Origin of the sequence: Pandoraea sp. LA3 (genome assembly GCF_022696215.1) — a bacterium.
Lineage (GTDB): Bacteria > Pseudomonadota > Gammaproteobacteria > Burkholderiales > Burkholderiaceae > Pandoraea > Pandoraea capi.
Window position 1 is genome coordinate 368,779 of record NZ_PTPY01000035.1, and the last position, 25,905, is coordinate 394,683.

Here is a 25,905-nt window from a genome sequence, read left to right on the forward strand (position 1 = left end):
CTCCAGGGGCGCGGCGCGACGTGCGTCGCTCAGCCCTTGTGCGTATAACGCAGGCGAGCCATCTGTTCGGCGCTGTCCGCCAGCAGGCCGGCGGCGTCTGCGATGGCTTTCTCGAGCGTGGTCGGTCCGAACGTCAGCGAGAAGCAGCCGGAGAAGACGCGCGAGAGATTGTCGAGCGCGCTGCGGTCGATGGCGCCCGAGAGCAGCGACGCCGTCGCGCCCGCCTTGATGGCGACCTGCGCGGCGATCATCGGGGTCTTGCCCGACAGCGTTTGACCGTCGCTGCGGCCCTCGCCGGTGATGAGCCAGTCAGCGCCTTCCACCGCTTGCGGCAGACCGACGCGTTCCGCGACCACTTCCGCGCCGGAGCGGAATTGCGCGCCCAGCAGGTGCAGGGCGAAACCCAGACCGCCTGCGGCGCCCGCGCCTGCACGGCTGGCCGCTTCACTGGCGTTGAACGCACGATGCGCATGACCGGCGAAGTGGGCGATGGCGCGGTCGAGCGGTTCGACCTGCGCTTCGCTCACGCCCTTCTGCGGCCCGAAGATGGCCGTCGCGCCTTGCGTGCCGTTCAGCGGATTGTTGACGTCGGACATCGCCACCAGTTCGCAGTCTTTCAGGCGAGCGTCGAGTCCGTTCAGATCGATCGAGGCCACACGATGCAGCGCGGCCGGCACCGGCGGGACCTCTTCGCCAGCTTCGTTGAGCAGGCGCGCACCGAGGCCGACGAGCAGACCGGCGCCGCCATCGTTCGTGCTGCTGCCGCCCAGACCGATGAGCACGCGTCGTGCGCCGGTGTCGAGCAGGGCGCGCAGCAACTCGCCGAGACCGATCGTCGAGCGCTCGGCCACGGGTGTCTGCATGCCGACCGGGTCGGTGATGCTCACGACGTTGGCACTCTCCAGCACGCCGGTGCCGTCGGGCATGACGCCGTACTCGGCCGTGACCGAGGCGTTGCCCGCGCCGCGCACCGACAACGGCACGCGACGTCCGCCGGCGGAGAGCAGGGCGTCGAGCGTGCCTTCGCCGCCGTCGGCCATCGGGCGCAGACGCAGATCGGCCTGCGGCAGCACGCGGGCAATGCCGGACGCGATGGCTTGCGCCACTTCAGGCGCGCTCAGCGAACCTTTGAACGAATCGGGGGCAATAACGATGATCGGGGCTTGCGCATTGCTGGACATGGAAATCGGGACAGTCGCAAAAAGTGATTCGGGTTGGCAGGATTCACGTGCGCCGCAGGTGAAGACGCGGCCCGCTTGTTGTTATCGCTTATGGCGTACCGGCAGGACGGTGAGTCCGTAGTCCGGCGGGCGGGGTCGCACGCTGGCTTCGCTGCTGGATGGGACGCGAAGCGGTGCGACGCAGTGTGACAGAAACCGCCAATATACGCGATTCGGGCCGGCGCGCATTGCGCGAATTGCCATGCTATGAATAACACGAGTAAGATGAGCGCCAATCGGCAATGCGTCACCCGACAGGCCGCAGGTTTCGCAGATTCGTTTGCGAAACTGGCGCGTGAAACGGGCGTGCGCGTGAGTGAACAACAAGCCGGTCAACATCAACGAACAAGACGGCGCGCGTGGCGGCCCGGCACGGATGCATCAAGACATCCCGTGGCTGCCGGAGATGGCGCGCCTCGACCAGATCCTGCATGACGTCAAGATATCGCCCGGCCTGCCGTGACAGCCGGCGGCTGCCAGTTGACGCGACGCGTGCGGCAACGATTTGCAAGTGTGGAGCGGGGCCATGAACCGGGGCATCAACACGAATTTCGGCACGGTGCGCGCTGCGCAGCGCGGTGTCGTGCGGGCGGCGAGCCTCGCAAGTCTGGCGCTGGCGGTGCTGCTCGCCGGGTGCGCGCAGACCGCGCCGGTCGCGGCCAAGCCTGACGATCCGCCGGTGGGCAGCGTCGCCGACGTCGCACCGGAAAACGTAAAAGTCGAGACGTTGCCGGCCTATCGCGACACGATCAGCGATGCGCGCGCCAATGGCGCCGTCTGGCAGGGATCGTCGAAGAAGACCTTCCCGCGCGTGAGCGCCTGCACCGCGCGTCTCTGGAAGAAGCAACTGCCTTACGCCCGTTTGCAGCGGGTCAAGGCGGGTGTGGGACAGACGCTCGAACTCTCGTCTCAGGACGACGGCATTCTCGCCATTCTCGACCTCGCCCCGCGCAAGCCGGGCAGCGAAGGGTCGCTCTACCTCGGCTCGACGGGCCCGCAATCGCTGGCCGACGCCGTGCGTCAGTGCCTCTGAGGGCTTCCCGGCGTCTTCGCAGGGACTAATTCAGGCTCGCGCAGACGCCGTCGCGTCATCGGGCGGTGGCGGCGTCGGCCCGGCTGTCATGCTGTTGTCACCGCGACGTCATACAACGGCGGAGTATCATGACGGCGAACGCGCGGCCGGTCGGGCGGCGCGAAGGCTATTACCTGCGTGCGTGCCGATGTCCTCTACCGAATCTGTCGAATCCGCCGACCCTGTCGATGCCCTCGACATCCCCGATGGCCCTGCTGCGACGGGTGACGCGACACAGGCGTCGCTCAACCCGCGCCAGCAATCGCTTTTCGACGCGGTTCGCCGCGATGGCTTCCTGACCGTCGACGAACTGGCGGCGCGCTTCGACGTCACGCCCCAAACCATCCGCCGCGACATCAATTTCCTGGCCGAACGCAAGTGGGTGCGGCGCTACCACGGGGGCGTCGGCCTGCCCGGGGGCGCGGAGAACGACGCGTACGACGCCCGTCAGACGCAACTGGCCGACGAAAAGCGTCGCATCGCGGTGCGTCTCGCCGAGCAAATTCCCGATCACGCGTCACTCTTCATCAATCTGGGCACCACCACGGAAGCCGTGGCGCGGGCGCTGTCGCGCCATCGTGGTCTGCGTGTCATCACCAACAACCTGCACGTGGCGGCGATGATGAGCAACTACGCCGACGCCGAGGTCATCATCACCGGCGGCGTGGTGCGCGCACGCGATCAGGGCGTGACGGGCGAGGCCACGCTCGATTTCATTCGTCAGTTCAAGGTCGACTTCGGCATCGTGGGCATCTCCGCCATCGACGCCGACGGGACGTTGCGCGATTTCGACTACCGCGAAGTGCGGGTGGCCGAAGCGATCATCGCGCAGTCCCGGACGGTGTTTCTCGCCGCCGATCACAGCAAGTTCGGACGTCCGGCGCTCGTGCGGCTCGGCCATCTTTCGCAAGTCGATGCGTTGTTCACCGACCGCCCGGTCCCGGCAGGCATGGAGGCGGTGATTGCCGAGGCCGGAACGCTGGTCCACGTGGCGGACTGACGCCGCCCGGACGCGTGCGATGACGAATGTGCGAACTCCCACATCGGGACGTTGAAATGTGCGAATTCGAAACTCATATGGCGTGATCTGTTAGAATTCGAATGTTGATGTTCGAAAACGAACATTTTCAGAGCGTTCACGAAAATTCCGAACATTCCGAACATTTCGAACATTCCGAGCTTTCGTGAACCCGTTCGACCTTTTCCCTGATTTGCCCCCGATATTGGGAGTGACGACGTGCAGACACCCGCGCAATCCCCAGCCGTGAACGGACTGGCCTCCACGACATCTTCCGCAGCCGCTGCGCCTGCTGCCCCGTATGACCTGCTGGTCGTGGGGGGCGGCATCAACGGTACCGGCATCGCCCGCGACGCCGCCGGTCGCGGCCTGCGCGTGTTGCTCGTCGAGCAGGACGATCTGGCGTCGCATACGTCGTCGGCCAGTACCAAGCTGATCCACGGGGGCCTGCGCTATCTCGAGTACTACGAGTTCGGGCTGGTGCGCAAAGCGTTGCAGGAGCGCGAAGTGCTGCTGCGCGCCGCGCCCCACATCATGTGGCCGCTGCGTTTCGTCATGCCGCACATGCCGAATCTGCGCCCGGCCTGGATGATTCGCGCGGGCCTGTTCCTCTACGATCACCTCGCGCGACGCGAGATTCTCCCCGGTTCGCGCGGCATCGATCTGCGTCAGCATCCGGCAGGCGTGCCGCTGCGTCGCGATCTGACGCGCGGGTTCGTGTACTCCGACGGCTGGGTGCAGGACGCACGCCTCGTGGTGCTCAACGCGCAGGACGCCGCCGAGCGAGGTGCAACGGTGCTCACGCGCACGCGTCTGACCGGCGCCGAGCGCGGCGAACACTCCTGGACGGCGCAACTCGAAACGACGGCGGGCGAGCGTCAGACCGTGCGTGCGCGCGCCATCGTCAACGCGGCCGGACCGTGGGTCGGTCACCTGCTGGGCGACGTGCTGCGTCAGGAGGCGACGCATCGTATCCGCAACGTCAAGGGCAGCCACATCGTGACGCGCAAGCTGTTCGATCACGACCACGCGTACATCTTCCAGAATCCCGACAAGCGCATCATTTTCGCGATTCCGTACGAGCGAGATTTCACACTCATCGGCACGACCGATCTCGAATATCTCGGTGACCCCGCAACGGTGGCGATCAACGACGACGAGATCGACTACCTCTGCAAGTCGGCCAGCGAGTACTTCACGAAGGCGATTACGCCGGCCGATGTCGTGTGGACGTATGCGGGCGTGCGTCCGCTGATGGAGGAGGACGTCGCCAATCCGTCGGCGGTGACGCGCGATTACAAGCTCGAACTCGATGCCCCCGGCACGCGCGCACCACTGCTGTCGGTGTTCGGCGGCAAGATCACGACCTATCGTCGTCTCGCGGAAGAGGCGATGTCGCATCTTCATGGCGCGCTGGGCTTCACGCACGGCGACTGGACGGCCGGCGCATCGCTGCCGGGCGGCGACATGGCCGAACCGGACGCCGGCGTGTTCGAGACGTCGCTGCGTGCACAGATGCCGTGGCTGCCGGCGTCGCTCGCACAACGTTACGCTCACACGTATGGCACACGCACGCACGTGCTCGTGGGCGATGCGAATTCGCTCGACGGTCTGGGGCAGCGCATCTGCGGCGATCTGTACGAGGCCGAACTGCGCTATCTGGTGCAATACGAATGGGCGCGCACCGCGCAGGACGTGTTGTGGCGCCGGACCAAACTCGGCTTGCACGTCGGTAAGGAAGGCGAGGCCAGCGTGGCCCAATGGTTCGAGCAGCATCTGGCCATGGCCGCCTGAGCGCGGTGGCCCAAGTGGTGACCTGAGCGCCACACAAAGCAAAGAGCGGCCGCCGTCCAGTGCGGCCGCCATCGCATCAAGGAGACGAAGACAATGTCAGGAGGCGCGTACATCCTCGCGTTCGATCAGGGCACCACGAGTTCGCGAGCGCTACTGTTCGATCGCGACGGTCATGTGGTGGCGACCGCCCAGAAGGAATTTCGTCAGATCTATCCGCATCCCGGCTGGGTCGAGCACGACCCGCGCGAGATCTGGTCAACGCAGGCCGGTGTCGCTGCCGAGGCGTTGACGCACGCTGGCGTCGGCGGCAACGACATCGCGGCCATCGGCATTACGAATCAACGCGAGACCACGATCGTCTGGGATCGCCGCACGGGCGAGCCGGTGTACAACGCCATCGTGTGGCAAGACCGTCGTATGGCGGACTTCTGCGAGCAGCTTCGTGCGCAAGGCAACGAAGCGCTGGTCGCGAGCCGCACCGGTCTGCGCATCGACTCCTACTTCTCGGGCAGCAAGATCCGCTGGATTCTCGATCATATCGACGGCGCGCGCGAGGCGGCCGAGGCGGGGCATCTCGCCTTCGGTACGGTCGATAGCTGGCTGGTGTGGCATCTCACGGGCGGCAAGCTGCATGTGACGGATGTGTCGAACGCCTCGCGCACCATGCTCTTCAACATCCATTCGCTCGAATGGGACGACGAACTCCTCGCGCTGCTCGACGTGCCGCGCAGCATGCTGCCGGAGGTGCGCTCGTCGAGTGAAGTCTACGGGCATACGGCCACGCCGCTGTTCTCTGCGCCGGTGCCGATCGCCGGCATTGCGGGTGATCAGCAGGCCGCGTTGTTCGGCCAGATGTGCCTCTCGCCCGGCATGGTGAAGAATACCTACGGCACGGGCTGTTTCATGGTCATGAACACCGGTGACAAGCCGCAGGCGTCGAGCCATAACCTGCTCACCACGGTCGCGTGGAAGATCGGCAACCGGGTGGATTACGCGCTCGAAGGCAGCATCTTCATCGGCGGTGCGGTCGTGCAATGGTTACGCGACGGACTGGGCATCATTCGTCACTCGCGCGATGTCGAAGCGCTGGCGACGAGCGTGCCCGATGCCGACGGCGTCGTGCTCGTGCCCGCGTTTGCCGGACTCGGCGCACCCCACTGGCAGCCGCACGCGCGCGGCACACTGTTCGGCGCCACGCGCGGCACCACGGCGGCCCATGTGGCCCGCGCCGCGCTCGACAGCATCGCTTTCCAGACACTCGACGTGCTGCGCGCCATGGAAGCCGATGCCGGTCTGCATGTGTCGGAATTGCGAGTGGACGGCGGCGCAGCAGCCAACGATCTGCTCATGCAGTGGCAGGCCGATTTGCTGGGGGCAGATGTCGTGCGTCCGAAGGTGATCGAGACGACGGCCGCCGGTGCCGCCTATCTCGCGGGACTGGCTGTGGGCTACTGGCCCGACATCGACACGTTGCAGCGCCAGTGGCAGTTGCAGCAGCGCTTCTCGCGCAAGCTGTCCGGGCAGGAAGTCGAGCGTGCGGTCGGCAGTTGGCAACGTGCGGTGCGCGCGGCGAAGGCGTGGGCCGAAGATAGCTGATGGATATCTGATAGCTGGCAGAAAGCGTGCCGACCGGCTGTCGCGTGCCATGCCGGCGACAGTCACGCGCTGAAGTCACCGGACGGCGTCGCCTCGCCGAAGTGTGGCTTCAGCGCAGCGCCCGACCGGGCGCGACATGACGGCGATCACCAGCGGCTTCGTGCCGACGGTGTCGCCAGCTTGCACACCGCTCGCGCGGATGACGACGGGCCGACTTGGCCGGGCTCGCCGGTGCGAGCGATCTGACGCAGGGACTTAGGGCGCAAGGCCCGGTGCGGCGCATTTGCATGATCCTCTCCCTGATTCGATTCCCTTGTCCGATCCGACCGGCCGGCGCGGCGTCTTTGACATCTGACGCTTCACGCGCCGTCGGTCTCTGGTGCAAATCCGTCCGCACCCGGGGCGCTCCCGGCGAGGGATAGGCATCGGGCGTGCCGGGGCCATGTGGCGTGCATGGCGTGATTCCCGAGGCGGTCGGCCTGGCGAAGAGACTTCCCCGGGGGCGGACGGCTTGCCCCCTCATTAATGCGAGAAGCATGCCAATGCTCGCAACCCATTGAATCGTCAGAGAAGTTCGACGAGCACGGTGGCGAAATTTGCGCCGTGCAGCGAAAAACGTTTCAGGATTGAACGACCGGAAGGCACGCGCGCGGCAAATGTTTCACGCGGGGCAGCGGTGCACGGGGAGACGACGGCGTTGCGTCAATGAGCGATGGTGAGGCGACGCATGAAGAAGCGAGTGAAGACGCGCGTGACGGCAAATTAGGCAATGCACTTGACAGTCAATGCCGGCGGGCGATTGCGCCGCCGGCAGGGGACTTATGCAAAGGGTTATCAACAGTTGCTGTGGATATCCTTGCCGTCACGTCAGGCAACCCCTGACGGGGCTCGCTCAGGCGGCCGGTTTCTGGCCGACGGTGAAGGCGATCTCGCCCACGCCGGCGACGCCGGCGCTCACCTTGTCGCCCGGTTCGAGCGGACCGACGCCGGCGGGCGTGCCGGTGAAGATCAGATCGCCGGCTGCGAGCTTCACGCTGCGCGAGATCTCGGCGATCAGGTCGGGCACCGACCAGATCAGTTCGTTGAGGTCGCCGGTCTGACGGTTCTCACCGTTTACGTCGAGCCACACGCGGCCCTCGTTAGGATGACCGACGTCGGCCACGGCGTGCAGCGGGCCGCACGGTGCCGAGGCGTCGAACGCCTTGCCCCAGTCCCACGGCCGACGCGTGTCTTTGGCCTGCTGTTGCAGGTCACGGCGCGTCAGATCCACGCCCACGCCATAACCCCACACCAGCGACAGCGCATCGCCGGCATCCACGTTCTCGCCCTCGGCGCCGATGGCGACAACGAGTTCGATCTCGTGATGCAGCTCGCTCGTGAGCGGCGGATAGGGCAGCGTGCCCTCGGCGGGCACGACGGCGTCGGCCGGCTTCATGAAGAAGAACGGCGGTTCACGGTCCGGGTTGCTGCCCATCTCGCGGGCGTGTGCGGCGTAGTTACGGCCGACGCAAAACACGCGGCGCACGGGGAAGCGGGCGTCGCTGCCGGCCACAGAGACCGACGCCTGGGGCGGGGCCGAAATAACGAATTGGCTCATGAGAAGACTCTCGAACGATGTGAGACGAATACCAACAACAAACACAAACCGACGTCGTCCGGGACAAGCCCGGTGACGACATCGGGAATTCGGATGGCCTGACCGACGCGCCGGTCCACGGCCTGGCCGCTGACTCGCGGTTACTTGGCGAACACCTGCGACATGTCGGCGAACGCCTTGAACTCCAGCGCGTTACCCGACGGGTCGTAGAAGAACAGCGTCGCCTGTTCGCCGACCTGTCCGGCGAAACGGATGTGCGGCTCGATCACGAAGCGCGTGCCCGCCGCGCGCAGCCGGTCGGCGAGCGCGTGCCATGCAGGCATGTCAAGGATAACGCCGAAATGCGGGACGGGGACGTCGTCGCCGTCGACCGGGTTGGTGATGCGCTTGCCGGCGTCGTCCGGCGACAGGTGCGCGACCAGTTGATGGCCGAAGAAGTCGAAGTCGATCCAGTGATCCGAGCTCCGGCCCTCGGCACAGCCCATCACGTCACCGTAGAACTGGCGGGCCGCAGCGAGATCGTGGACGGGAAAGGCGAGGTGGAAAAGCGGCGTGGCCATAGGGGACTCCGGTGCAATGTGGGGTTGAACGACGTCGTGCACAGCGCGTGTCGCGATGGATGCGTCGATTTGCTGTAAATTCTATCCATCGATAAAAATAATCAGAAACGAATAATTCGACCGCTCAGCATAGAAATTTTCGATCCATGATCCGCTACCTGAAAACCTTCGTCACGGCTGCCGAAACCGCGTCGTTCTCGGCGGCCGGTACGCGTCTCGGGCTGACGCAATCGGCCGTGAGCGCCCAGATCCAGCGTCTCGAAGACGACCTTGGCGTGCAACTGTTCGAGCGCACCGGGCGCGCCGTGTCGCTCTCTGACGACGGACGGCGTCTGCTGGCGCAGGCGCAAGGCGTGATTGCGGGCTATCAGGCGATGCGTGGAGACGCCGGGGCGCAGGGCGGGCTGGCGGCGCTCGCGCCCATCCACGTCGGTGCGATCCTCACGGTGCAGCTCGGTCTCTTGCCCGGTGCGGTACAGCGCTGGACCGCGCTTGGCGCCATGCCGCATCTGAACATCGTGCCCGGCATGTCGGTGCAACTGCTCGCGCAACTCGACGCCAAGGAGCTCGATCTGGCGGTGATGATCCGTCCGCGCATCGGGGTGCCGGCCGACATGAAGTGGCTCACGCTCATGCACGAGCCGTACGTTGCGATTGCGCCGAAGGGCACGCGCGGAGACGTCGCCGACTGGGCGTTGGCGCTGCCGTTCGTGCGCTACAACCGGCGTTCCTACGGCGGCGATCTCGTCGACCGGTACTTGCGACGTCACCGGTTGTGGGTGCGTGAAGGCGTGGAGCTCGATGAGCCCGAAGTGATTCTGCGCATGGTGCGCGCGGGACTCGGATGGTCCATCGTGCCGGCCACGCTCATCGGTCTGCCGGTCGATGCGAAGGCGCCGGGTGCGCCCGTTCGTGGCGCGCTGCGGGGCCGAGGTGCCAACGAGCCCGACAATGTCGCCAAAGCCGCTAAAGCGGCATCGGGCGTGCAGGTGCTGCCGCTGTCAGGCGCGCCGCTCACGCGCGAGCTTGGGGTGCTGGTGCGTCAGTCGGCGCTCAAGCGAGCGCCCGTGGGTACGCTGATGAAATGTCTTAGCGACGAGGCGGATTCGCAGGGCTGACGTCGTCGGCGGCGCCGGGTGTGACATCGCCGTTCCCTGGCGACGACGCCATCGTCGCGCCTCCCAGCGCTTGCCACAGCGCAGCGGTGTCCACCAGCCGCGCGCCTTGCGTGTCCAGCCGCGCTCGGAGCGCATCGAGCGCCTGACGCTGGGCGTCCAGCAATGCCAGATGGCTGATGCCCCCGACACGGTAACGCTCGCTTGAGATTCGGTAGGCGTTCTCGGCGCGCTGCGCGGCGTCGGCCTGTGCGGTGAGCTTGTCCGCGTCGGCTTCGAGGGCGCGCATCGCGTCCGCCACTTGCGCGAGACCCAGCAGCACCGTGTCCCGATACGAAGCGAGTGCGGCGTCGTACGCGGCGATGGCCGAGCGTCGCTGGGCACGTAGCTCGCCGCCGCGAAAGAGCGGTTGCAGCAGGTTCATGCCGAGGTTCCAGATGTTGATGCCATCGCCCAGATCGGCCGTGCGCATGCGCTGGGTGCCGAAGCTACCCGTCAGGGTGAATTGCGGATACAGGTTCGCCGTCGCCACGCCGACATCGGCACTCGCTTTATGCAGCAGTGCCTGCGCGGCCCGGATGTCGGGCCGCCGTTGAGCCAGCGTCGACGGTAGCGAGACCGGTACCGTCTGCGGCAATTGCAGTGAGGTGATGTCGATGGCGGGCGATGTGAAGGCGCCGGGCGCCTGACCGACCCAGCGTGCCAACTGATGATCGTATTGCGATATCTGCAAACGAAGCCCCGGTAATTGCGCTTCCGTTTGCGCGACCAGCGCAGCCTGATTCTGGACGTCGAGCGTCGCCACGCCTCCGACGCGCTCACGCGAGCGCGTAATGTCGAGCTGCTGGCGTTGCGCAACGAGCATGCCTTCGAGCGCGGCGAGTTGCGCGCGAGCGCTGGCCTGACGCAGCGCGGCGGTGACGACATTGCCGGCGAGCGAGAGCCGTGCCGCGTCGAGTTCGAAGCGCTGATAGTCGATTTGCGCGGCCAGCCCTTCGAGCGCACGGCGATTGCCGCCGAAGACGTCGAGCGTGTACGACACGTCCACGCTGGCGTTGTACAGCGTGAACGGCCCGGGGCTCGGCACGCTAGTTATGCCGAACGACGCGAGGTCGACCTGCTCGCGCGTGCCCGAGAATTTCAGATCGGCCGATGGCAAGAGCCGCGCGCCCGCCTGCGCGCGATAGTCCTCCTGCGCCTGCCGCAGCTTGGCTTCGGCCTGTCGCAGTGTCGGACTGTCACTGAGCGCCTGCGCGACGAGCGCGTTCAGTTCGGTCGAGCCGAAGCGCGTCCACCAGGCAGAGGGCACGTCGGCATTGGTCGTGAGCGTCTGACGCTGGCCTTGCGGTGCCATAAGGTCCGGCGTACCCGATGTCGTTTCGGGCTGCGCCCCGGTGGTGTATCGCGCGACGGCCGGGGTGTCTGGCGTGCGGAAATCGGGGCCGACGGCGCAGCCCGACAGCACACCGGCAAGCGCGCACGCCACGATCAGCCCGCCCATCATGGCGAGCGCCGAGGGGCAGGAACTGAGGCGAGAAAGCACGTGGCGGGCGGCTCGCATAGGCGGTTCAGTCGAGCGTGCGTTTATAGAATCTGACGGCCACCGTCATGAGCACGGCGCAGAAAACGAGCAGCGGCCATAGATCGTGCCAGGCGTCCGCCCATCCGTTGCCCTTGAGCAGAATGCCGCGAATGAGCCGGTTGAAATACGTCAGCGGCAGCACGTTGCCGATCGCCTGCGCCCACGCAGGCATGCCGCGAAACGGGAACATGAAGCCGGACAGCAGCATGTTCGGCAGAAAGTAGAACACGGTGAGCTGCATCGCCTGCAACTGGTTCTGCGCGAACGACGAGAGCGCGATACCGACCGTCAGGTTGGCGGCGATGAAGACGAGCGCCGACAGGTAGATGGCGATCACGCTGCCCTCGAACGGCACGTGAAACACGAAGCGCGCCGCGATCAGGATGATGCTCGCCTGAATCAGACCGATGGCGATGTACGGCACGATCTTGCCCGTCATCACTTCGATGGGCAGCACCGGTGTCGCGAGCAGATTCTCCATGGTGCCGCGCTCACGTTCGCGCACGATCGCCAGCCCGGTCATCATCGCGAGCGTCATGGTGAGGATCACGCCCATCAGGCCGGGAATGATGTTGTACTGCGTGATGCCCTCGGCGTTGTACAGACGGTGCACCTGCACGTCGAACGCACTCTGCCCGCCTGCCAGCCCGGCCAGTGGTCCGGTCAGGTCCTTCTGCGCGACGGACTGTACGATGGCGGGCAGTGCACCGAGCGCGGAGGCCATCGCCATCGGATCGGTGGCATCGGCTTCGACGAGCAGGGCGGGGCGCTCGCCACGCAACAACCGTCGTGTGAAATCGGTCGGGATATTGAGCACGAACTGCACGCGGCCCTGTGCCAGCGCAGCGCGGCCCGCCTCTTCGCTCGACAGCGTTTCTGTGAGGCGGAAGTATTCGGAGTGCTCCATCGCGGCGACGAAGCTGCGGGTGAACTCGCTGTCGTCATGCATCAGCACGGCCGTGGGCATGTGCTTCGGATCGGTGTTGATGGCGAAGCCGAAGAGCGTCAGTTGCACGAGCGGCACGGCGACGATCATGGCGAACGTCACCCGGTCGCGCCGCAGTTGCAGGAATTCCTTGCAGACGATGCTCCACCAGCGGGCGATGGAGAACCCGAGCGGCGCGCTCACGTCCCGTCTCCGAAGTTGTCCCTGGCGTGGCTCATCAGATAGATGAACACGTCTTCCAGACTCGTGTCGATGGGCGTTACGCGAAGGCCGCGCGTGTCGGCCAGATCGCGAAGCAGTTTGCCCAGCGCGTCGGCATCCGTGCCGCTCACGTGCAGGGCGCTGCCGAACGCGACCGTTTGCGCCACGACGGGTTGCTCGCGCAGTTCCCGGGCGAGATCGACGAGATCGTCGCCATGCACGGTCCACGTCGACAGGTGCTGGCTTTCGATGACTTCCGCCGCCGAGCCCTGTGCCAGCAATTCGCCGTACGAGATGTAGGCGAGCTTGTGGCAGCGCTCGGCTTCGTCCATGTAATGGGTGCTGACCAGTACCGAAATGCCGCGTGCGGCCAACTCGTGCAGTTCCTCCCAGAAGTCGCGACGGGCGGTCGGGTCCACCCCGGCGGTCGGCTCGTCGAGCAGCAGGACCTGCGGCTCGTGCAGCATGCACGCCGCCAGCGCCAGCCGCTGTTTCCATCCGCCCGAGAGCGAGCCCGTGAGTTGATTGGCGCGCGCTTTGAGGCCGAGCCGTTCGATGGCCTGCTCGACGGTGTCCTTGCGGTTCGGCATGCCGTACACGCGGGCGACGAAATCGAGATTCTCGCGAATCGTCAGGTCTTCCCAATAGGAGAAGCGCTGCGTCATGTAGCCGACGTGCCGCTTGATCTGCGCACTCTCGCGCACGATGTCGAAGCCCAGACACGTGCCGCTGCCGGAGTCGGGCGTGAGCAGGCCGCACATCATGCGAATGCAGGTGGTCTTGCCGCTGCCGTTCGGTCCGAGAAAGCCGAAGATCTCGCCGCGCCGGACCTGCATCGACAGGTCCTTCACGACGTGCTTGTCACCGAAGTGCTTGTTCAGTCCACGCACGTCGATGGCGAGTTCGTTGGGGCTGTCGTGGTTATCGTGGATGTCATGCCCGTTGCGCGCGCCGTCGGCGCCTTCGCCGGACGTCGGTGTCCCGTCGCGCGTCGAGGCAGCGAGGCCGGTCATTGACGACTCACCTGCACCGGCTGCCCGGGGTTGAGCTTGATCGCGTCGGCCGGCGCCGGATGCGCCTCGATCATGTAGACGAGCTTGTCGCGCGTGTCGTTGCTGTAGATGACGGGCGGCGTGTATTCCGCCTGATTGGCGACGTAGGTGATACGGGCGTCGACACCCGCGCCGCAGCCGTCGCAAGCGATATGCACCGTCTGACCGGCATGCAGGTCGCCGAGCGCGGCTTGCGGCACGAAGAACCGGACCTTGATGTTGGCGGGCGGCAGAAGCCGCACGACGGGACTGCCTGCCGCGACCCACTCGCCCACGCGATACATCGTGTCGTACACGCGCCCCGGCGCGTTGGCTACCGCGTGCTTCTGCGCGAGCTGCCAGTCGGCTTGCGCCAGCGATGCCCGCGCCACGTCGACCTGCGCGGCCTGCGACTGACGTTGCGCCTCGCGTCCGGGCAGCCGGGCGACGGCCAGACTGCTTTGCAACTCCTGAACGCGTGCTGTGGTGCTGCGGGCACCGGCACGGCTGGCGTCGAGCTGCTCGCGCGAGATGCCACCGGCGGCGTATTGCGCCTGATCGCGGTCGAACTGGGTGACGGCCTTGTCGCGCTCGGCAATCGCCTGCTGAAGTTGCGCGGCCGAGACGGCAATCTCGTCGGGGCGCTTGCCGGTGCCGAGATCGCGCAGTTGGGCTTCGGCACTCGCGAGCGTCTCGCGGGCGTGGGCCTGTGCGGCGATCTCGAAGGTGGCTTCGAGATCGAAAAGGGCATCCCCGGTCTTGACCTGTTGGCCGCGCGCGACGGAAAGCGTCTGCAAGGTGCCGGCCTGCGAGGAGGCGACATAGACGAACTCGCCCTCGACGTAGCCCTGCCACGGCTTGGGGCCGCCGTCGCCGCAGCCTGCCAGCAGGGCGAATGTCGCCACGGCAGCAAGAGTCATCGCGTTGGTGCACATGCGTCGGGGTGCCGACATGGCGCGCCTCGTGCGTTGCGGGTGTCCGTCGCCACCTTAGCGCAAAAGCGCAGCGGGAGGCAATCGGGACTGAGGGCACTCACTAATCTCTTGATTCTCAAGTGATTTTCAATTTTTTATGCGCTCATTCTTCGCTCATTCTTCGTTACTATCATCATGCGTTGGCGCCGCCGTCTTGCGGCACCGCGCCGACCGGCCGCTCATGCCGCTACGACGTCAGCGGGGGGACCCCGGAAAGCCCACGGCATTGGCATCTCGCAAGTTCATTCATGCTCAAATCGCTTCGCAACCAGCTCGTGATCGCCATCGGCGTGGTGGTCAGCCTTTTCGCCGTGATACAGGGTGTCAGCTCCTACCATTTCTCCGTGACGGGGACGTCGGCGTTGCTCGACCGGCGCATGGAATGGCTGGCGACGCGGGTGCGTGTCGACTTCAGCGACGGCTCGCTGTCGTTCCATCTGCTCACCAGACCGGACACGCACGATCTCGTGATCGCGGTCTGGCAAAACGGTGAGGACGCGCCGGCGTTCGCCAGTGACCCGACGATAACGCTGCCGCGCGATGCAACGCTTGGCTTCACCACGCGAGAGATCAACGGCGAGAAGTGGCGGCTCTATACCCGGCGGCGTCCCGATCAGCTCGTTCAGATCGCGCAACGTATCTCGGTGCGGGACTCCATCGAAAAGCGCGCGGCAACGCGCACGCTTTGGCCGATCGTGCTGTTCATTCCGCTGGTGTGGGTCGCCGTGCTGCTCGTCGTGAGTCGGTCGTTACGACGACTGAACCAGCTCGGCGCGCGCGCGCGTGCCGTCGACGTGAACCATCTGCAACCTTTGCCGCTCACCGGCGTGCCGAACGAACTGCTGCCGTTCGTTCGTTCGATCAACATGATGATCGAGCGGCTAGCTCATTCGATTGAGACGGAGCGTCAGTTCATTGCCGACGCCGCCCACGAATTGCGCACTCCGCTCACCGCGCTACAACTGCAAGCTGACAATCTGCAAGGCGAAATTGCACCGGGCAGCCTCGAACGTTTCCGGGAGTTGCAGGGCGGCATTTCGCGCAGCAGCAACCTCATCACGCAGTTGCTGAGACTCGCCCGCGCCGACGCGCCGCCCGTGGGCAAGTCCATGACGCGTGCGATGACGAGCGTGGACGTGGGCGCGGCGGTCGTGACGGCCGTCGCCGACGTGCTGCCCACAGCGATACAGCGTGGCATCGATATCGGCGCGGACGAAATGGACGACGCTCGCGTACAGGCGGTCGCGCTCGACGTCGATACCGTCGTGCGCAATCTCGTCTGCAATGCGGTGCGATATACGCCCAACGGCGGGCGCGTCGACATCTCCACTCGCGTGCGCGGCCTGAGTGTGGACATCGTGGTGATGGACAGCGGCCCGGGAATCGACGAAAGCGTATTGCCGCGCGTGTTCGATCGCTTCTTTCGCGTGAACGCAGACGGCGAGGGCAGCGGGCTCGGGCTGGCGATCGTCAAGGCGATCGTTATGCGTTACGAGGGCACTGTCACCCTGCGCAACCGCCGCGACGGACAATCCGGCATCGTGGCGACGGTCAGCCTGCCGGTCGAGCGCACCGCTGGGGCATGACGCACGATCCGGCTGACGCACGGATGCCGTACGGTGGTCAAGCGGTCAAGCGGTCAAGCGTTCATAAGGCAAACAAGACGTCACGGTTTCATGAGGTCAAAGACATGAGAGTGCTGCTCATCGAAGACGATGTCCAGATCGGCCAAAGTCTGCTGCGCGCCTTGAAGGACGCGGGGCACAGCGTCGATTGGGTGCGCGATGGCGTGGCCGGCAGACATGCCGTCGCTGACGCCGATTACATGGTCGTGCTGCTCGATCTGGGCTTGCCGGGCATGGGCGGCATGGATCTGCTCAGGTCCGTACGGGCGGCAGGCGTCGCAGTGCCGGTATTGATTCTGACCGCGCAGGACGATCTCGAGTCGCGTGTGGCAGGCCTCGATCTTGGGGCGGACGACTACCTGCTCAAACCGTTCGCGGTTCCCGAGTTGCTCGCGCGCATGCGCGCGGTGATTCGCCGCAAAGCGGGCTACGCGTCTTCGCGGCTTGGCGACGACGCGTTGAATCTCGATCTGGATAAACGCACGCTCACGTGCAACGGTGTGACCACGGTGCTGTCCGCACGGGAGTTTTCGCTGATGCTGGCGTTTCTCGAGCGGCCCGGCACGATCCTCTCGCGTGAGCAACTCGAAGACCGCTTGTACGGCTGGGGCAAGGAAGTCGAAAGCAACGCGGTCGACGCGTTGATCCACTCGGTGCGCAAGAAGGTCGGCGCATCGGTGATTCGCAACGTGCGCGGCCTCGGCTGGACGGTGATGCTCGGTAATGTGGGGCAGGCGGGCGACGCCGGTCAGCGCGGCGAGAACGCCGACTGACGAGGGATACTTACTGTCGATCCGCCATCGAAGCTACGATCCGGCCGTCGCATCGTGCGCGCTGTGCGTCGTGTTGATACGACGCATTCTCACGCTCATTTCCCGCTCATTCTTCGCTTCTACGATATGTCCCACCGAAGCACATATCGAGTGAGGCATCATGGCAAAACAGGACCGTTGGCGTGGCGACCGCAGGCTGAGATGTCTGCTGGCTGCCGGAATCGCCGCGTTCGCGCTGTCCGCCTGCCGGGGCAGTCATCTACCCGTCGCCAAGCATCGCAACGACGATGATGACGTGATCGATCTGCTCGACGGCAAGGTGCTGGAAACGTATCGCCAGTCGCTGTGCGCTGCGGATTTCGATGACGAGGTCGCGTTGCGGCTACATCCGCCCTGACACGACTGCGGATCGTAAGACGCCGGCGGGCTTTCCCGTCTTGCCGCGTTCGATAAGCCGTTAGCGGCGTCTTGCGCTTCTGGGCCGCACTCACGCCGCCCGCTTCATGTTTTTCCCTTCATTTGCTACAGGACTTGCCCCGGGGTATGCCCCGTCGGCCGATCGCCAACATGTTGAAACGACTCTCTCTCATCGCGCTGCTGCTCGGAATCGCCGCAAGTCTGACCGGTTGTGTCGTCGCCCCGGCCGCCCCAGCGCAGTGGGTGCCTGCCCACTACGACTCGTGGGGCTACTGGCATCACGGCTATTGGCGCTAAACCATTTGTCGCAACGGTTTGCGACCACATTGCCTTTGCCTTCTTCGTTGTGCGTTCACTCACTCATTTCGCTTTTTAAGGCTTTCCCGCCATCGCTCTCTTTGAATACGCGACTATGTTGAAATCTTCTTTTTTGTTCGCGACCACGCTGTGCGCCGCATTTATCCTGATGTCCCCCGCACAGCCGGCTGCGGCGCAGGTGGTGGTGACACCCGCGCCTGCCCCGGTGGTGGTGGCGCCGACGCCGGTGGTCGTTGCCCCGCCTCCGGCCGTTGTGGCTCCGCCTGTCGTGGTCGTCGCGCCGCGTCCGATCGTGTGTCACTGGATCGCCCGCCGCGAGCCTGACAACGGCTACTACGGCTGGCACTGGCGTCATTACCGTGTCTGCGACTGATCCGCGTGAGGCCGCAGGCATGATGCAGCCGTGGTGTCCGGATCACGGCGCGGCCCTCATCATGGACCAGACAAGATCAAGAAGGCTTCATGCGTGCGATGAGACTCTCTGTTATTGTGCGCACATGTCCGGCGGCGCGGGGAGGCGCGAGCGGTGTTGGCGCAGCGCCCCGGATCCAATGCAACGGAGCTTGATTGATATGTCTCACGACACGTTCGACGAAAACGACTGGAAGCGATTCCTCAAACACATCGGCGAAGATCCGAACCGCCCCGGCCTGCACGAAACGCCGGCACGTGTGCAGAAGGCATGGCGTCAATGGACGGCGGGCTATGACCAGGACCCGGCCGAGGTGCTCAAGGTCTTCGAAGACGGCGCCGAGCAATACAACGAATTGATCGTGGTGCGCGGTATTCCCGTCTACAGCCATTGCGAGCATCACCTCGCACCGTTCTTCGGCAAGGCGACGATCGGCTATCTGCCCAACGGCAAGATCGTCGGCCTGTCGAAGCTCACGCGTCTGGTCGATTGCTTCGCACGTCGTCTGCAAGTGCAGGAGCGGTTGACGACGCAAGTCGCCGAAGCGCTGATGACGCACCTGCAACCGAAGGCGGTCGGCGTGGTGGTGTCATGCCGTCACATGTGCATGGAAAGCCGTGGCATTCGCACGGCCGGTGAGGAAACGGTGACGTCGTCGATGCTCGGCGAGTTGCAGCCGAATCTGGCGTTGCGCACGGAATTCCTCGCCCTCGCCCGGGACAAGTGATCGCGCGGCGGTTCGCGCCGTTCTACGCGTTCGATTGACGCGTTCGACCTACACGTTTAATTCGCGACGGTCTGAAACGAGAAACGCCAGCGGTGGATGCCGCTGGCGTTTTCTTTTGATGCGTCGCGTTCGCGTGGAGGGCGCGACCGGCAAGGTTTCCCCGTCGACGTCACGCCGTCAGCGACGACAGCGCCATCAGCGACCTCAGCGACCGTAGCGCGCCACGATCGTCGAGCCGTTCAGCGTATGACCGGCGAGCCTGGCTGCGAGGCCGTTGGCGTCGAGTCCAGCAGGCAGATCGCCCGGGGCGATATCGGTCGCCGTCACCGTGATGATGTAGTGATGCGGCGTGTCGCCGACCGGCGGGCAGGCGCCGCGATAGGCCTCGGAACCGGTGATGTTCTTGCCGACCGTGATGTTCGGGCCGGTTTTCTCGCCCGCGCCGGCGGGCAGCGACGTCATCGATGCAGGGATGTTGTAGGCAATCCAGTGAACGACACCGCCACCCTTTGCGCCATCCGGATCGGTCATCTTGATGACCACGCTGCGCGTACCCTGCGGCAGGTTTTTCCATTCGAGCGGCGGGCTCTTGTTCTCGCCGCCGCAGGCGTCGAGGCCAGCGTGAATCGCAGGCAGCAGGGCGCTGTCGGTGAATGCACTGGATGAAACGCTCATGCCTTCCGCACGTGCCGTGCCGGCGAATCCGGCAAGCAGGGTGACGGCCATGGCCGCGGCCCCTGCAATGCGCGTCACGTTCGGGGATGAAAGCCGATTCATAAGCTGCCTCCTATTTGGCAGTTGCAATGATGAGTTTGAATGGTAGTGCAAGCAGGGCCGTGCCCGCCACACCCGCGCACCAGAGCGCCACGAACCATCCCCAGCGAATCCACATGAGTTGCCATGCCGGGCGAGCCATGTCAGGGGTGTGGGTGCCGTCGCGCTCGCGCTGACGGCGCACGCCGGGACGTACGAGATCAGTGATAGTGCGCATCGTGTGCCACCTTGCCGCGAAAGACCCAGTACGCCAGCATCGTGTAGGCGAGGATCACAGGAATGATGAAGGCCGCGCCCCACATCGTGAACGAGAGACTGGAGTGCGGCGCGGCGGCGTCCCACAGCGTGATGCCCGGCAGAATCGCGTACGGGTACGCGCTGATGAGCAGACCGCTGTAGCCGAGAAACACGAGACCGATCGCGAGCCAGAACGGCGTGGCGTCGTGCGCGCGTTGCAGCACGCGACGCATGGCCAGCGTGGCCCCCGCGACCACGAACGGCACCGGCAGGCAGCGCCAGAACCATTGGCCGTCGAACCAGCGTTCTGCTACGAGCGGCAAGCGCAGCGGCGTCCACAACGAGACGATGGCCATGGTGGCGACGAGGGCGATCGTCAACGGCCACGCGAGCACGCGCAGACGACGTTGCAGATCGCCCTCGGTCTTGCCGATCAGCCAGCACGCGCCGAGCAGGGCATACGTGACGAGCAATCCGAGACCGGTGAACAGATTGAACGCCGTGACCCACGCGAAGGCATCGCCGGCAAACTGTCCGTGCTCGACGGGAATGCCCGACAGGTAGGCGCCGAGGGCCACGCCCTGGAAGAACGTCGCCCCGGCCGATCCGCCGATGAACGCGAGATCCCACCACTGCCGCGTGCGACGCGACTTGCCGCGAATCTCGAAGGCCACGCCGCGGAAGATCAGACACACGAGCATGAGCACGAGCGGCAGATACAGCGCGGAGAGCAGTACCGAGTAGACCATCGGGAACGCCGCGAGCAGACCGGCGCCGCCGAGCACGAGCCACGTCTCGTTGCCATCCCAGACGGGGGCGACGGAGTTCATCATCGTGTCGCGCTCACGCGCGTCGGGGAAGAACGGGAAGAGGATGCCGATGCCGAGGTCGAAACCGTCGAGCACCACGTAGAGAAAAAGGCCGAGCGCGATGATGGCGGCCCACGCCAGGGTCAGATCCATGAGAAGTCTCGCTATGTCCGGTAAGTGTCGAAGCGTGCCGATGCGGTTCGAAGTGTGTCGGGGCGTGTCGGTATGAGCGCGTGTCGTTGCGACCGACGACGATCAGGTCGCGTGCGCGCTGTCGGTGTCGATGCGTCCTGACAGCCCCGACATGGCCGGAATCGCCTGCGGCCCGTGGTGGACGTCATCGGTATGCGATGCGCCTGCCGGGGTGCCCGGCGCGCGGTTCGGGGGCGGCGTCACGTCAGCCCCGACCGGCCCGCTGCGCAGAATTTTCAGCAGGTAATACACGCCCGTGCCGAACACGAGGAAGTAGGCGAGCACGAGCACCAGCAGCGACACCTGTACCTGCTGGGCGCTCACCGGCGACATGGCGTTCGCCGTGCGCATCACGCCGTACACGACCCAGGGCTGACGTCCCGCTTCGGTCGTGACCCATCCGGCGAGCAGCGCAATGAAGCCGGTCGGCGAGAGCAGCAGCATCACGCGGGCGAAGTTGCGCGAGGCGTAGAGCGTGCCGCGACGGCGCAGCCACAGCGCCGTGAGCGCCGCGCCGATCATTGCCAGACCCAGACCGACCATGATGCGGAAGCTCCAGAACACCAGCGGCACGTTGGGGCGCTCGTCTTTCGGGAATTCCTTCAGGCCGCGAATCTCGCCGTCCCAGCTATGCGTGAGGATCAGGCTGCCCAGATGCGGCACTTCGATCGCGTAACGCGTGGTCTCGGCCTTCATGTCGGGCCAGCCGAACAGGTTGAGCGGCGTGCCGCCGGTCTTTGTCTCCCAGAGGCCTTCGATGGCGGCGATCTTCGCCGGTTGATGCTCTCGGGTATTGAGTCCGTGCAGATCGCCGACGAAAGCTTGCAGCGGCGCGAAGATGAGCAGCAGCCACATCGCCATCGAGAACATCGTCTTGACGGCCGGGTCGCGACGCCCGCGCAGCAGGTGCCACGCGCCGGTGCCCGCCACGACGAGCGCAGCCACCACGAACGCGGCAATGCTCATATGCGCGAGTCGATACGGGAAAGAGGGGTTGAAGATCACGTCCCACCACGACAGTACGACCACGCGTCCGTCGACGATCTCGTATCCCTGCGGCGTCTGCATCCAGCTGTTCGACGCGAGAATCCAGAACGTCGAGATCAGCGTGCCGATGGCCACGCAGAGCGTGGCGGCGAAGTGTGCGCGCGGACTCACGCGATGCCAGCCGAACAGCATGATGCCGAGGAACCCGGCTTCGAGGAAGAACGCGGTCATCACTTCATAAGTGAGCAGCGGTCCCGTGACCGCGCCGGCGAAGCTGGAGAAGCCCGACCAGTTCGTGCCGAACTGATAGGCCATCACCACGCCGGAGACCACGCCCATGCCGAAGCACACGGCGAACGCCTTCGACCAGAAGCGGCACAGATCGAGATAGTGCTGCTGACGTGTCTTGAGCCAGAGCCCTTCGAGTACGGCGATGAAACTCGCCAGACCGATGGAGACGGCGGGGAAAATGATGTGAAACGAGACCGTGAACGCGAATTGCAGGCGTGCGAGGTCGAGGGCATCCGGAACGGCAGTCATGTTGCGCTCTATGTATGCAATTAAACCCTGTCTTGTATGGTGATAATCTTATGATTTCACCACTTGTTTGCATGCATATTAGGCGTTGCTGCGTCGCAGCACGCGTGACAAGTCGTCACATGTGGCGCATTGACGCGGGATCTGCCATCGACCGAATCTTCGCTATTTGTATGTTTTTATTGGGATTTATGTCTGTGGGTGGTGCGGCGTCATGTCACATGTCGTCAAACGTGACGACGCAGCGTCGGCCCTCGCGTTGGTGCGTCGCACGGCTCAACTGAGCAATCCGGCGCCGATGTTGATCGACAGACCGAGCACCGCCAGATTGAAGAAGAACGAAAGGATGGCCTGTGCGAGGGCGGCCCGTCGCATGCGGCGCGACTTGAGCGCGATGTCGGCGGTTTGCGACGCGACCGCGATGGTGAACGAGAAGTACAGGAAGTCCCAGTAGTCCGGATCGCAATCCCGGTCCGGCCAGGCGAGCGCATACGGCGACTCGGTATCGGTGAAGTACAGTCGCGCGTAATGCAGCGTGTAGATCGTCGGGACGAGAAACCAGCCGGCGATGAGGGTGGCGGCAGCAAACAGAACATGCTCAGAGGCGTGCGATGCACCCCCGGCCTTCGCGCTCGCGAGAATATGAACGATGGCGGCCACGCTGGCGATCGCCGACAGACTGACGACACTCAGCACGATGACGGCGCTCTGGTCCTCCTGCTCGGCGAAGCGCTCGATGCTGCGTTTCGGGGCGGTGACCATCATGAACCAGATCATCGCCAGATACGACCACGCCCCGGCGTTCCAGCCGATCAGCACGCGGGTGACGGTGCTGAACTCTCCCTTGACGACGACCTGCACGAACAGGCCTGCAACGACGCCAATCACGATGGCGATGAGCAGCCGCGGGTGGAAGCGGACCAGATGCGGGAAAAGCTTGGCGTTCATGAGCGATGTCCGGGCGGGGCGTGGCAACGGGTGGATCGATTATCCCTCAACGGTGCCATGCCCCGGTTCGTGACGGTGTCGCCTGTGAGCGGGGCGTCATCAGGTTCGGCGTTTCAGCGTGACAGGACCATCGAGACGAAGATGGCGTTGTTGATGGCGTGAATGGCGATGGGTACGGCCAGTCCGTGTGTCTTCTTCGCGAGCCAGCCGGTCGTGAGGCCGAACAGGACGAAGAACACGAAGTGTTTCGCATCGAAGTGCACGGACGCGAAGATCACGGCCTGCCAGACGTTGGCCGCCGCGAAACTCATATGGCGGGTCAGGCCGCCGAGCAGACAGCCCCGGAAAACGAACTCTTCGACGATCGGCACGGCAACGGCGATCAGCAGGTAAGCGAGTCCGGCGCCGCCGGCCTGCCGCGCGCTGAGCACGATGATTTCATTCCAGACCGGCTTGTCCGCCGCCCCCGGCACGCCATGCCTTGCCATCATCCAGGCGCTGAACGCCGCGATCATGAGCAGAATGGCGGGCCAGATGAACCAGCGAACCTTCCACGTGCCGTAGCCGGGCCACTGGCGCCAGCCGAACTTCCAGACGGTATGGGCGAGTGCGAGCGAAACGACGCCAAGCGTGACGAAGTGAGCGATGGCCAGCTTCGGCTGCAACAGCGCCGCTCCCGTCGCCGCGACCGGATAGGCCGATGCCACCTGTCCGAGCATGAACACCGGGATCACCCAACTGGCGAGACAGAACACGGCGAGTCCATACCAGGCATGCCGCAGGCCGATGCCGTCGAAGATCGCCGGGGTCGGACGGCCTTTGCGGGCGCGCACGGTTCCGACATAGTGCACCGGAAACATCAGCAGGCCGGGCACCAGCGCGATGCACAGACCGATGGCGAGCAACGTCAGCGCCAATCCCGCAAAGGCAGGATGCAGGGCCGCCGCCGGGTCGATCGTCAGCAGCACGGCGTACGACTGGGAGAGCGGCCAGCGGTTGCCTTTGTCGTGTTCGAGCGACGATTCGATAGCCGCCGCCGCAGCTTTGCCGTCGCCGGCGGCGAGCGCCACCGACAGACGTAGCGCGCGGTTCTGCGTCAACTCCGACGCGCTGGGCGGCGTATCGGCGAGCGCACGTTGTGCGTGGGCGGGGTCGCCGGCCTGAAGCCAGGCGCGTGCGCTGGTGTACGGATCGATCTTCAAACCGGCCTGCTGCATTTGCAGCAGGAGGTCGCGCGCCGTGGTGCCCGGCAAGACGTCATGCGCGGTGTTGATGCGGGCGTTGGCGAGCCAGGGGACCTTGGGCGCCGGGGCCGCCATCAACAGACGCTTCGCTTGCGTCTTCTCTCCGTTCGACACGAGATAGCGAACGGCCAGCAACAGCACCGGGGTATCGGGGGCCAGCATGGCGGCTTCCACCGCTTGCTGGCCTGCGTTGCGCTTGTCTTGCGTCGCCTCGTAAGCATTGGCGAGCGCAGCATGCAAACGGGCGCGGTCCTGCGGCGACCACTTGGCCGACGCCGCCAGCAGAGGCGAGCCTTGCTCGATGAGCGCTTTACCGTACGTGCTTTGCAGTAGATATAGCGCGACCTCCGGAACGTTGGCGAACTTGTCGGTGAGCGTTTGCCGGCAGGCGGAGAAGTCCGTTTGCGCTTGCCCGGCCCAGCGCAGATCCTCCGACCACGAATAGTTCTGCATGAACTGGCAACGCGCGAGCGCCAGTTTCGGATCGGCGGGGTGCTCGCGCACGGCCGCGTCGAACGTCGCGACGATCTCGCGATACTTGGCGAGCGACGCGTCATCGACTTGCTGCGACAGCGCGTCTTGCGTCAGCAGCGAGGTCCCCTTGGGCGGGGCGGCGGTGGAAAAGACGGGCAGAAGGCCGAGCACGGCCATCGAGAGCTGGAGCAGGATGCGGTACACGCGAGATTTCCCGGGATATCGTTGTCGTCGACTGCGCTCGCAGTCTGTCTGAAGGGCATAACGACCCCAGCATGCCTGAACTGAAGCGGGGCCGGCTATCGGGAAACGATGCGCCATCTGGAGCAAGTCTTCGGAAATCGCGACGCGTTGTTGCTTGCCGTCATGCGGCGTGCGGCGCACGTTAATGGTGCGCCGCCGCATCGCGATGCGGCATTGTGCCCGTTGCGATGTCATGGAGAGGGCGGCCAGCGCTCGCGCCGCTTGCCCCTCATCGCGGCATTTCCCGCGCGCCGTACTCCCGCAAAAGCCCCGTGAAATGGACATCTGCCGTGTTTTGTTCCGTACATGACACCCACTTGGCACGCCAATTGCTAATCCTTGCATAAGGCCAACGGCGGCTGAGTAATGTAAGCGAAGACAAGCGAATTTTCTGCACCGCATGCATGACCCCGCAAGCGCGGGGATTTCGGGGCAACGGCGTCCCGAAGCTACAGGTCTGTTCACAGGCCGACGGCTTCGGG

Annotated in this window: 25 protein-coding genes; 12 read left to right on the plus strand and 13 right to left on the minus strand. The window is 65.1% G+C overall.

Annotated elements, in window-relative coordinates:
- Nucleotides 1-29 precede the first annotated feature (29 nt).
- Nucleotides 30-1,181 (minus strand): glycerate kinase, encoded by a 1,152-nt coding sequence (locus C5N93_RS17010; protein WP_242560214.1) that lies wholly within the window; start codon nt 1,179-1,181, stop codon nt 30-32.
- Between the two features lie 355 nt (nt 1,182-1,536).
- On the opposite strand from C5N93_RS17010, the gene C5N93_RS17015 reads away from it, so the two are divergent.
- From C5N93_RS17015 to glpK, 5 genes are all read left to right on the plus strand, one after another.
- Nucleotides 1,537-1,683: a hypothetical protein gene (locus C5N93_RS17015; RefSeq protein WP_174981405.1), complete on the plus strand. Its 147-nt coding sequence runs from the start codon at nt 1,537-1,539 to the stop codon at nt 1,681-1,683.
- Nucleotides 1,684-1,746: 63 nt separating this feature from the next.
- Nucleotides 1,747-2,253 (plus strand): hypothetical protein, encoded by a 507-nt coding sequence (locus tag C5N93_RS17020; RefSeq protein WP_242560215.1) that lies wholly within the window; start codon nt 1,747-1,749, stop codon nt 2,251-2,253.
- A 187-nt stretch (nt 2,254-2,440) separates the two neighbouring features.
- On the plus strand, nt 2,441-3,292 hold the full coding sequence (locus C5N93_RS17025) for a DeoR family transcriptional regulator (RefSeq protein ID WP_242560216.1): 852 nt from the start codon (nt 2,441-2,443) through the stop codon (nt 3,290-3,292).
- A gap of 273 nt (nt 3,293-3,565) precedes the next feature.
- Nucleotides 3,566-5,104, plus strand: a complete 1,539-nt coding sequence (gene glpD, locus C5N93_RS17030) for a glycerol-3-phosphate dehydrogenase (protein ID WP_242560438.1) — start codon at nt 3,566-3,568, stop codon at nt 5,102-5,104.
- A 93-nt stretch (nt 5,105-5,197) separates the two neighbouring features.
- Complete coding sequence (glpK, locus tag C5N93_RS17035) at nt 5,198-6,700, plus strand: glycerol kinase GlpK (protein WP_242560217.1); 1,503 nt, start codon at nt 5,198-5,200, stop codon at nt 6,698-6,700.
- A gap of 892 nt (nt 6,701-7,592) precedes the next feature.
- Here the strand turns inward: glpK and C5N93_RS17040 are convergent.
- The gene (locus C5N93_RS17040) at nt 7,593-8,297 is read right to left on the minus strand and encodes a fumarylacetoacetate hydrolase family protein (RefSeq protein ID WP_242560218.1); all 705 of its coding nucleotides are present in this window, start codon (nt 8,295-8,297) and stop codon (nt 7,593-7,595) included.
- A gap of 140 nt (nt 8,298-8,437) precedes the next feature.
- Nucleotides 8,438-8,857 carry a VOC family protein gene (locus C5N93_RS17045; protein ID WP_150722913.1) on the minus strand — a complete coding sequence of 140 codons (420 nt, stop codon included), beginning with the start codon at nt 8,855-8,857 and terminating at the stop codon, nt 8,438-8,440.
- Nucleotides 8,858-9,003: 146 nt separating this feature from the next.
- Between C5N93_RS17045 and C5N93_RS17050 the strand changes: the two genes are divergently transcribed.
- A complete protein-coding gene (locus tag C5N93_RS17050) occupies nt 9,004-9,975 on the plus strand; it encodes a LysR family transcriptional regulator (RefSeq protein WP_242560219.1) in 972 nt (323 codons plus the stop codon).
- Here C5N93_RS17050 and C5N93_RS17055 read toward each other — a convergent pair.
- Genes C5N93_RS17055 through C5N93_RS17070 form a run of 4 tightly spaced genes read right to left on the minus strand, consistent with a single transcriptional unit; the run spans nt 9,947 to nt 14,685 of the window.
- Nucleotides 9,947-11,533: an efflux transporter outer membrane subunit gene (locus C5N93_RS17055; RefSeq protein ID WP_347403311.1), complete on the minus strand. Its 1,587-nt coding sequence runs from the start codon at nt 11,531-11,533 to the stop codon at nt 9,947-9,949. The genes C5N93_RS17050 and C5N93_RS17055 overlap by 29 nt on opposite strands.
- A 7-nt stretch (nt 11,534-11,540) precedes the next feature.
- Nucleotides 11,541-12,683, minus strand: coding sequence for an ABC transporter permease (locus C5N93_RS17060; protein WP_242560220.1), 1,143 nt, complete (start codon nt 12,681-12,683; stop codon nt 11,541-11,543).
- A complete protein-coding gene (locus tag C5N93_RS17065; protein ID WP_242560221.1) occupies nt 12,680-13,714 on the minus strand; it encodes an ABC transporter ATP-binding protein in 1,035 nt (344 codons plus the stop codon). The genes C5N93_RS17060 and C5N93_RS17065 overlap by 4 nt, the downstream gene beginning before the upstream one ends.
- Complete coding sequence (locus C5N93_RS17070) at nt 13,711-14,685, minus strand: HlyD family efflux transporter periplasmic adaptor subunit (protein ID WP_242560222.1); 975 nt, start codon at nt 14,683-14,685, stop codon at nt 13,711-13,713. The genes C5N93_RS17065 and C5N93_RS17070 overlap by 4 nt, the downstream gene beginning before the upstream one ends.
- Nucleotides 14,686-14,954: 269 nt before the next feature.
- Between C5N93_RS17070 and C5N93_RS17075 the strand changes: the two genes are divergently transcribed.
- The 6 genes from C5N93_RS17075 to folE all read left to right on the plus strand — a co-directional run bounded on the left by C5N93_RS17075 (nt 14,955) and on the right by folE (nt 18,978).
- Nucleotides 14,955-16,292 (plus strand): HAMP domain-containing sensor histidine kinase, encoded by a 1,338-nt coding sequence (locus C5N93_RS17075; protein WP_242560223.1) that lies wholly within the window; start codon nt 14,955-14,957, stop codon nt 16,290-16,292.
- A gap of 104 nt (nt 16,293-16,396) precedes the next feature.
- The gene (locus C5N93_RS17080; protein WP_242560224.1) at nt 16,397-17,104 is read left to right on the plus strand and encodes a response regulator transcription factor; all 708 of its coding nucleotides are present in this window, start codon (nt 16,397-16,399) and stop codon (nt 17,102-17,104) included.
- A gap of 160 nt (nt 17,105-17,264) precedes the next feature.
- Nucleotides 17,265-17,501: a hypothetical protein gene (locus C5N93_RS17085; RefSeq protein WP_242560225.1), complete on the plus strand. Its 237-nt coding sequence runs from the start codon at nt 17,265-17,267 to the stop codon at nt 17,499-17,501.
- A 170-nt stretch (nt 17,502-17,671) separates the two neighbouring features.
- Nucleotides 17,672-17,818, plus strand: a complete 147-nt coding sequence (locus C5N93_RS17090) for a hypothetical protein (RefSeq protein WP_242560226.1) — start codon at nt 17,672-17,674, stop codon at nt 17,816-17,818.
- Nucleotides 17,819-17,933: 115 nt separating this feature from the next.
- Nucleotides 17,934-18,212, plus strand: coding sequence for a hypothetical protein (locus C5N93_RS17095; protein ID WP_242560227.1), 279 nt, complete (start codon nt 17,934-17,936; stop codon nt 18,210-18,212).
- A gap of 199 nt (nt 18,213-18,411) precedes the next feature.
- Nucleotides 18,412-18,978: a GTP cyclohydrolase I FolE gene (gene folE, locus C5N93_RS17100; RefSeq protein WP_150722917.1), complete on the plus strand. Its 567-nt coding sequence runs from the start codon at nt 18,412-18,414 to the stop codon at nt 18,976-18,978.
- A gap of 204 nt (nt 18,979-19,182) precedes the next feature.
- Here folE and C5N93_RS17105 read toward each other — a convergent pair whose 3' ends face one another.
- From C5N93_RS17105 to C5N93_RS28465, 6 genes are all read right to left on the minus strand, one after another.
- Nucleotides 19,183-19,755 carry a YbhB/YbcL family Raf kinase inhibitor-like protein gene (locus tag C5N93_RS17105; RefSeq protein ID WP_150722918.1) on the minus strand — a complete coding sequence of 191 codons (573 nt, stop codon included), beginning with the start codon at nt 19,753-19,755 and terminating at the stop codon, nt 19,183-19,185.
- Nucleotides 19,756-19,765: 10 nt separating this feature from the next.
- Complete coding sequence (locus tag C5N93_RS17110) at nt 19,766-19,969, minus strand: hypothetical protein (RefSeq protein ID WP_242560228.1); 204 nt, start codon at nt 19,967-19,969, stop codon at nt 19,766-19,768.
- Entirely contained in the window at nt 19,953-20,951 is a 999-nt protein-coding gene (cydB, locus tag C5N93_RS17115; protein ID WP_150722920.1) for a cytochrome d ubiquinol oxidase subunit II, read from the minus strand. Before cydB ends, C5N93_RS17110 begins: the two co-directional genes overlap by 17 nt.
- 102 nt (nt 20,952-21,053) lie before the next feature.
- The gene (locus C5N93_RS17120; protein ID WP_277990337.1) at nt 21,054-22,517 is read right to left on the minus strand and encodes a cytochrome ubiquinol oxidase subunit I; all 1,464 of its coding nucleotides are present in this window, start codon (nt 22,515-22,517) and stop codon (nt 21,054-21,056) included.
- Between the two features lie 273 nt (nt 22,518-22,790).
- Nucleotides 22,791-23,462: a DUF1345 domain-containing protein gene (locus C5N93_RS17125; protein ID WP_150722922.1), complete on the minus strand. Its 672-nt coding sequence runs from the start codon at nt 23,460-23,462 to the stop codon at nt 22,791-22,793.
- A 113-nt stretch (nt 23,463-23,575) separates the two neighbouring features.
- Nucleotides 23,576-25,384 (minus strand): CPBP family glutamic-type intramembrane protease, encoded by a 1,809-nt coding sequence (locus C5N93_RS28465; protein WP_242560229.1) that lies wholly within the window; start codon nt 25,382-25,384, stop codon nt 23,576-23,578.
- Between the last annotated feature and the right edge of the window lie 521 nt (nt 25,385-25,905).

Bases quoted from the DNA above. Each gene is read 5' to 3' on its own strand.
- C5N93_RS17010 (WP_242560214.1), bottom strand. From the start codon at position 1,181: ATGTCCAGCAATGCGCAAGCCCCGATCATCGTTATTGCCCCCGATTCG.
- C5N93_RS17020 (WP_242560215.1), top strand. From the start codon at position 1,747: ATGAACCGGGGCATCAACACGAATTTCGGCACGGTGCGCGCTGCGCAG.
- C5N93_RS17025 (WP_242560216.1), top strand. From the start codon at position 2,441: ATGTCCTCTACCGAATCTGTCGAATCCGCCGACCCTGTCGATGCCCTC.
- glpK (WP_242560217.1), top strand. From the start codon at position 5,198: ATGTCAGGAGGCGCGTACATCCTCGCGTTCGATCAGGGCACCACGAGT.
- C5N93_RS17040 (WP_242560218.1), bottom strand. From the start codon at position 8,297: ATGAGCCAATTCGTTATTTCGGCCCCGCCCCAGGCGTCGGTCTCTGTG.
- C5N93_RS17045 (WP_150722913.1), bottom strand. From the start codon at position 8,857: ATGGCCACGCCGCTTTTCCACCTCGCCTTTCCCGTCCACGATCTCGCT.
- C5N93_RS17050 (WP_242560219.1), top strand. From the start codon at position 9,004: ATGATCCGCTACCTGAAAACCTTCGTCACGGCTGCCGAAACCGCGTCG.
- C5N93_RS17055 (WP_347403311.1), bottom strand. From the start codon at position 11,533: ATGCGAGCCGCCCGCCACGTGCTTTCTCGCCTCAGTTCCTGCCCCTCG.
- C5N93_RS17065 (WP_242560221.1), bottom strand. From the start codon at position 13,714: ATGACCGGCCTCGCTGCCTCGACGCGCGACGGGACACCGACGTCCGGC.
- C5N93_RS17070 (WP_242560222.1), bottom strand. From the start codon at position 14,685: ATGTCGGCACCCCGACGCATGTGCACCAACGCGATGACTCTTGCTGCC.
- C5N93_RS17075 (WP_242560223.1), top strand. From the start codon at position 14,955: ATGCTCAAATCGCTTCGCAACCAGCTCGTGATCGCCATCGGCGTGGTG.
- C5N93_RS17080 (WP_242560224.1), top strand. From the start codon at position 16,397: ATGAGAGTGCTGCTCATCGAAGACGATGTCCAGATCGGCCAAAGTCTG.
- C5N93_RS17085 (WP_242560225.1), top strand. From the start codon at position 17,265: ATGGCAAAACAGGACCGTTGGCGTGGCGACCGCAGGCTGAGATGTCTG.
- C5N93_RS17090 (WP_242560226.1), top strand. From the start codon at position 17,672: ATGTTGAAACGACTCTCTCTCATCGCGCTGCTGCTCGGAATCGCCGCA.
- C5N93_RS17095 (WP_242560227.1), top strand. From the start codon at position 17,934: ATGTTGAAATCTTCTTTTTTGTTCGCGACCACGCTGTGCGCCGCATTT.
- folE (WP_150722917.1), top strand. From the start codon at position 18,412: ATGTCTCACGACACGTTCGACGAAAACGACTGGAAGCGATTCCTCAAA.
- C5N93_RS17105 (WP_150722918.1), bottom strand. From the start codon at position 19,755: ATGAATCGGCTTTCATCCCCGAACGTGACGCGCATTGCAGGGGCCGCG.
- C5N93_RS17110 (WP_242560228.1), bottom strand. From the start codon at position 19,969: ATGCGCACTATCACTGATCTCGTACGTCCCGGCGTGCGCCGTCAGCGC.
- cydB (WP_150722920.1), bottom strand. From the start codon at position 20,951: ATGGATCTGACCCTGGCGTGGGCCGCCATCATCGCGCTCGGCCTTTTT.
- C5N93_RS17120 (WP_277990337.1), bottom strand. From the start codon at position 22,517: ATGACTGCCGTTCCGGATGCCCTCGACCTCGCACGCCTGCAATTCGCG.
- C5N93_RS17125 (WP_150722922.1), bottom strand. From the start codon at position 23,462: ATGAACGCCAAGCTTTTCCCGCATCTGGTCCGCTTCCACCCGCGGCTG.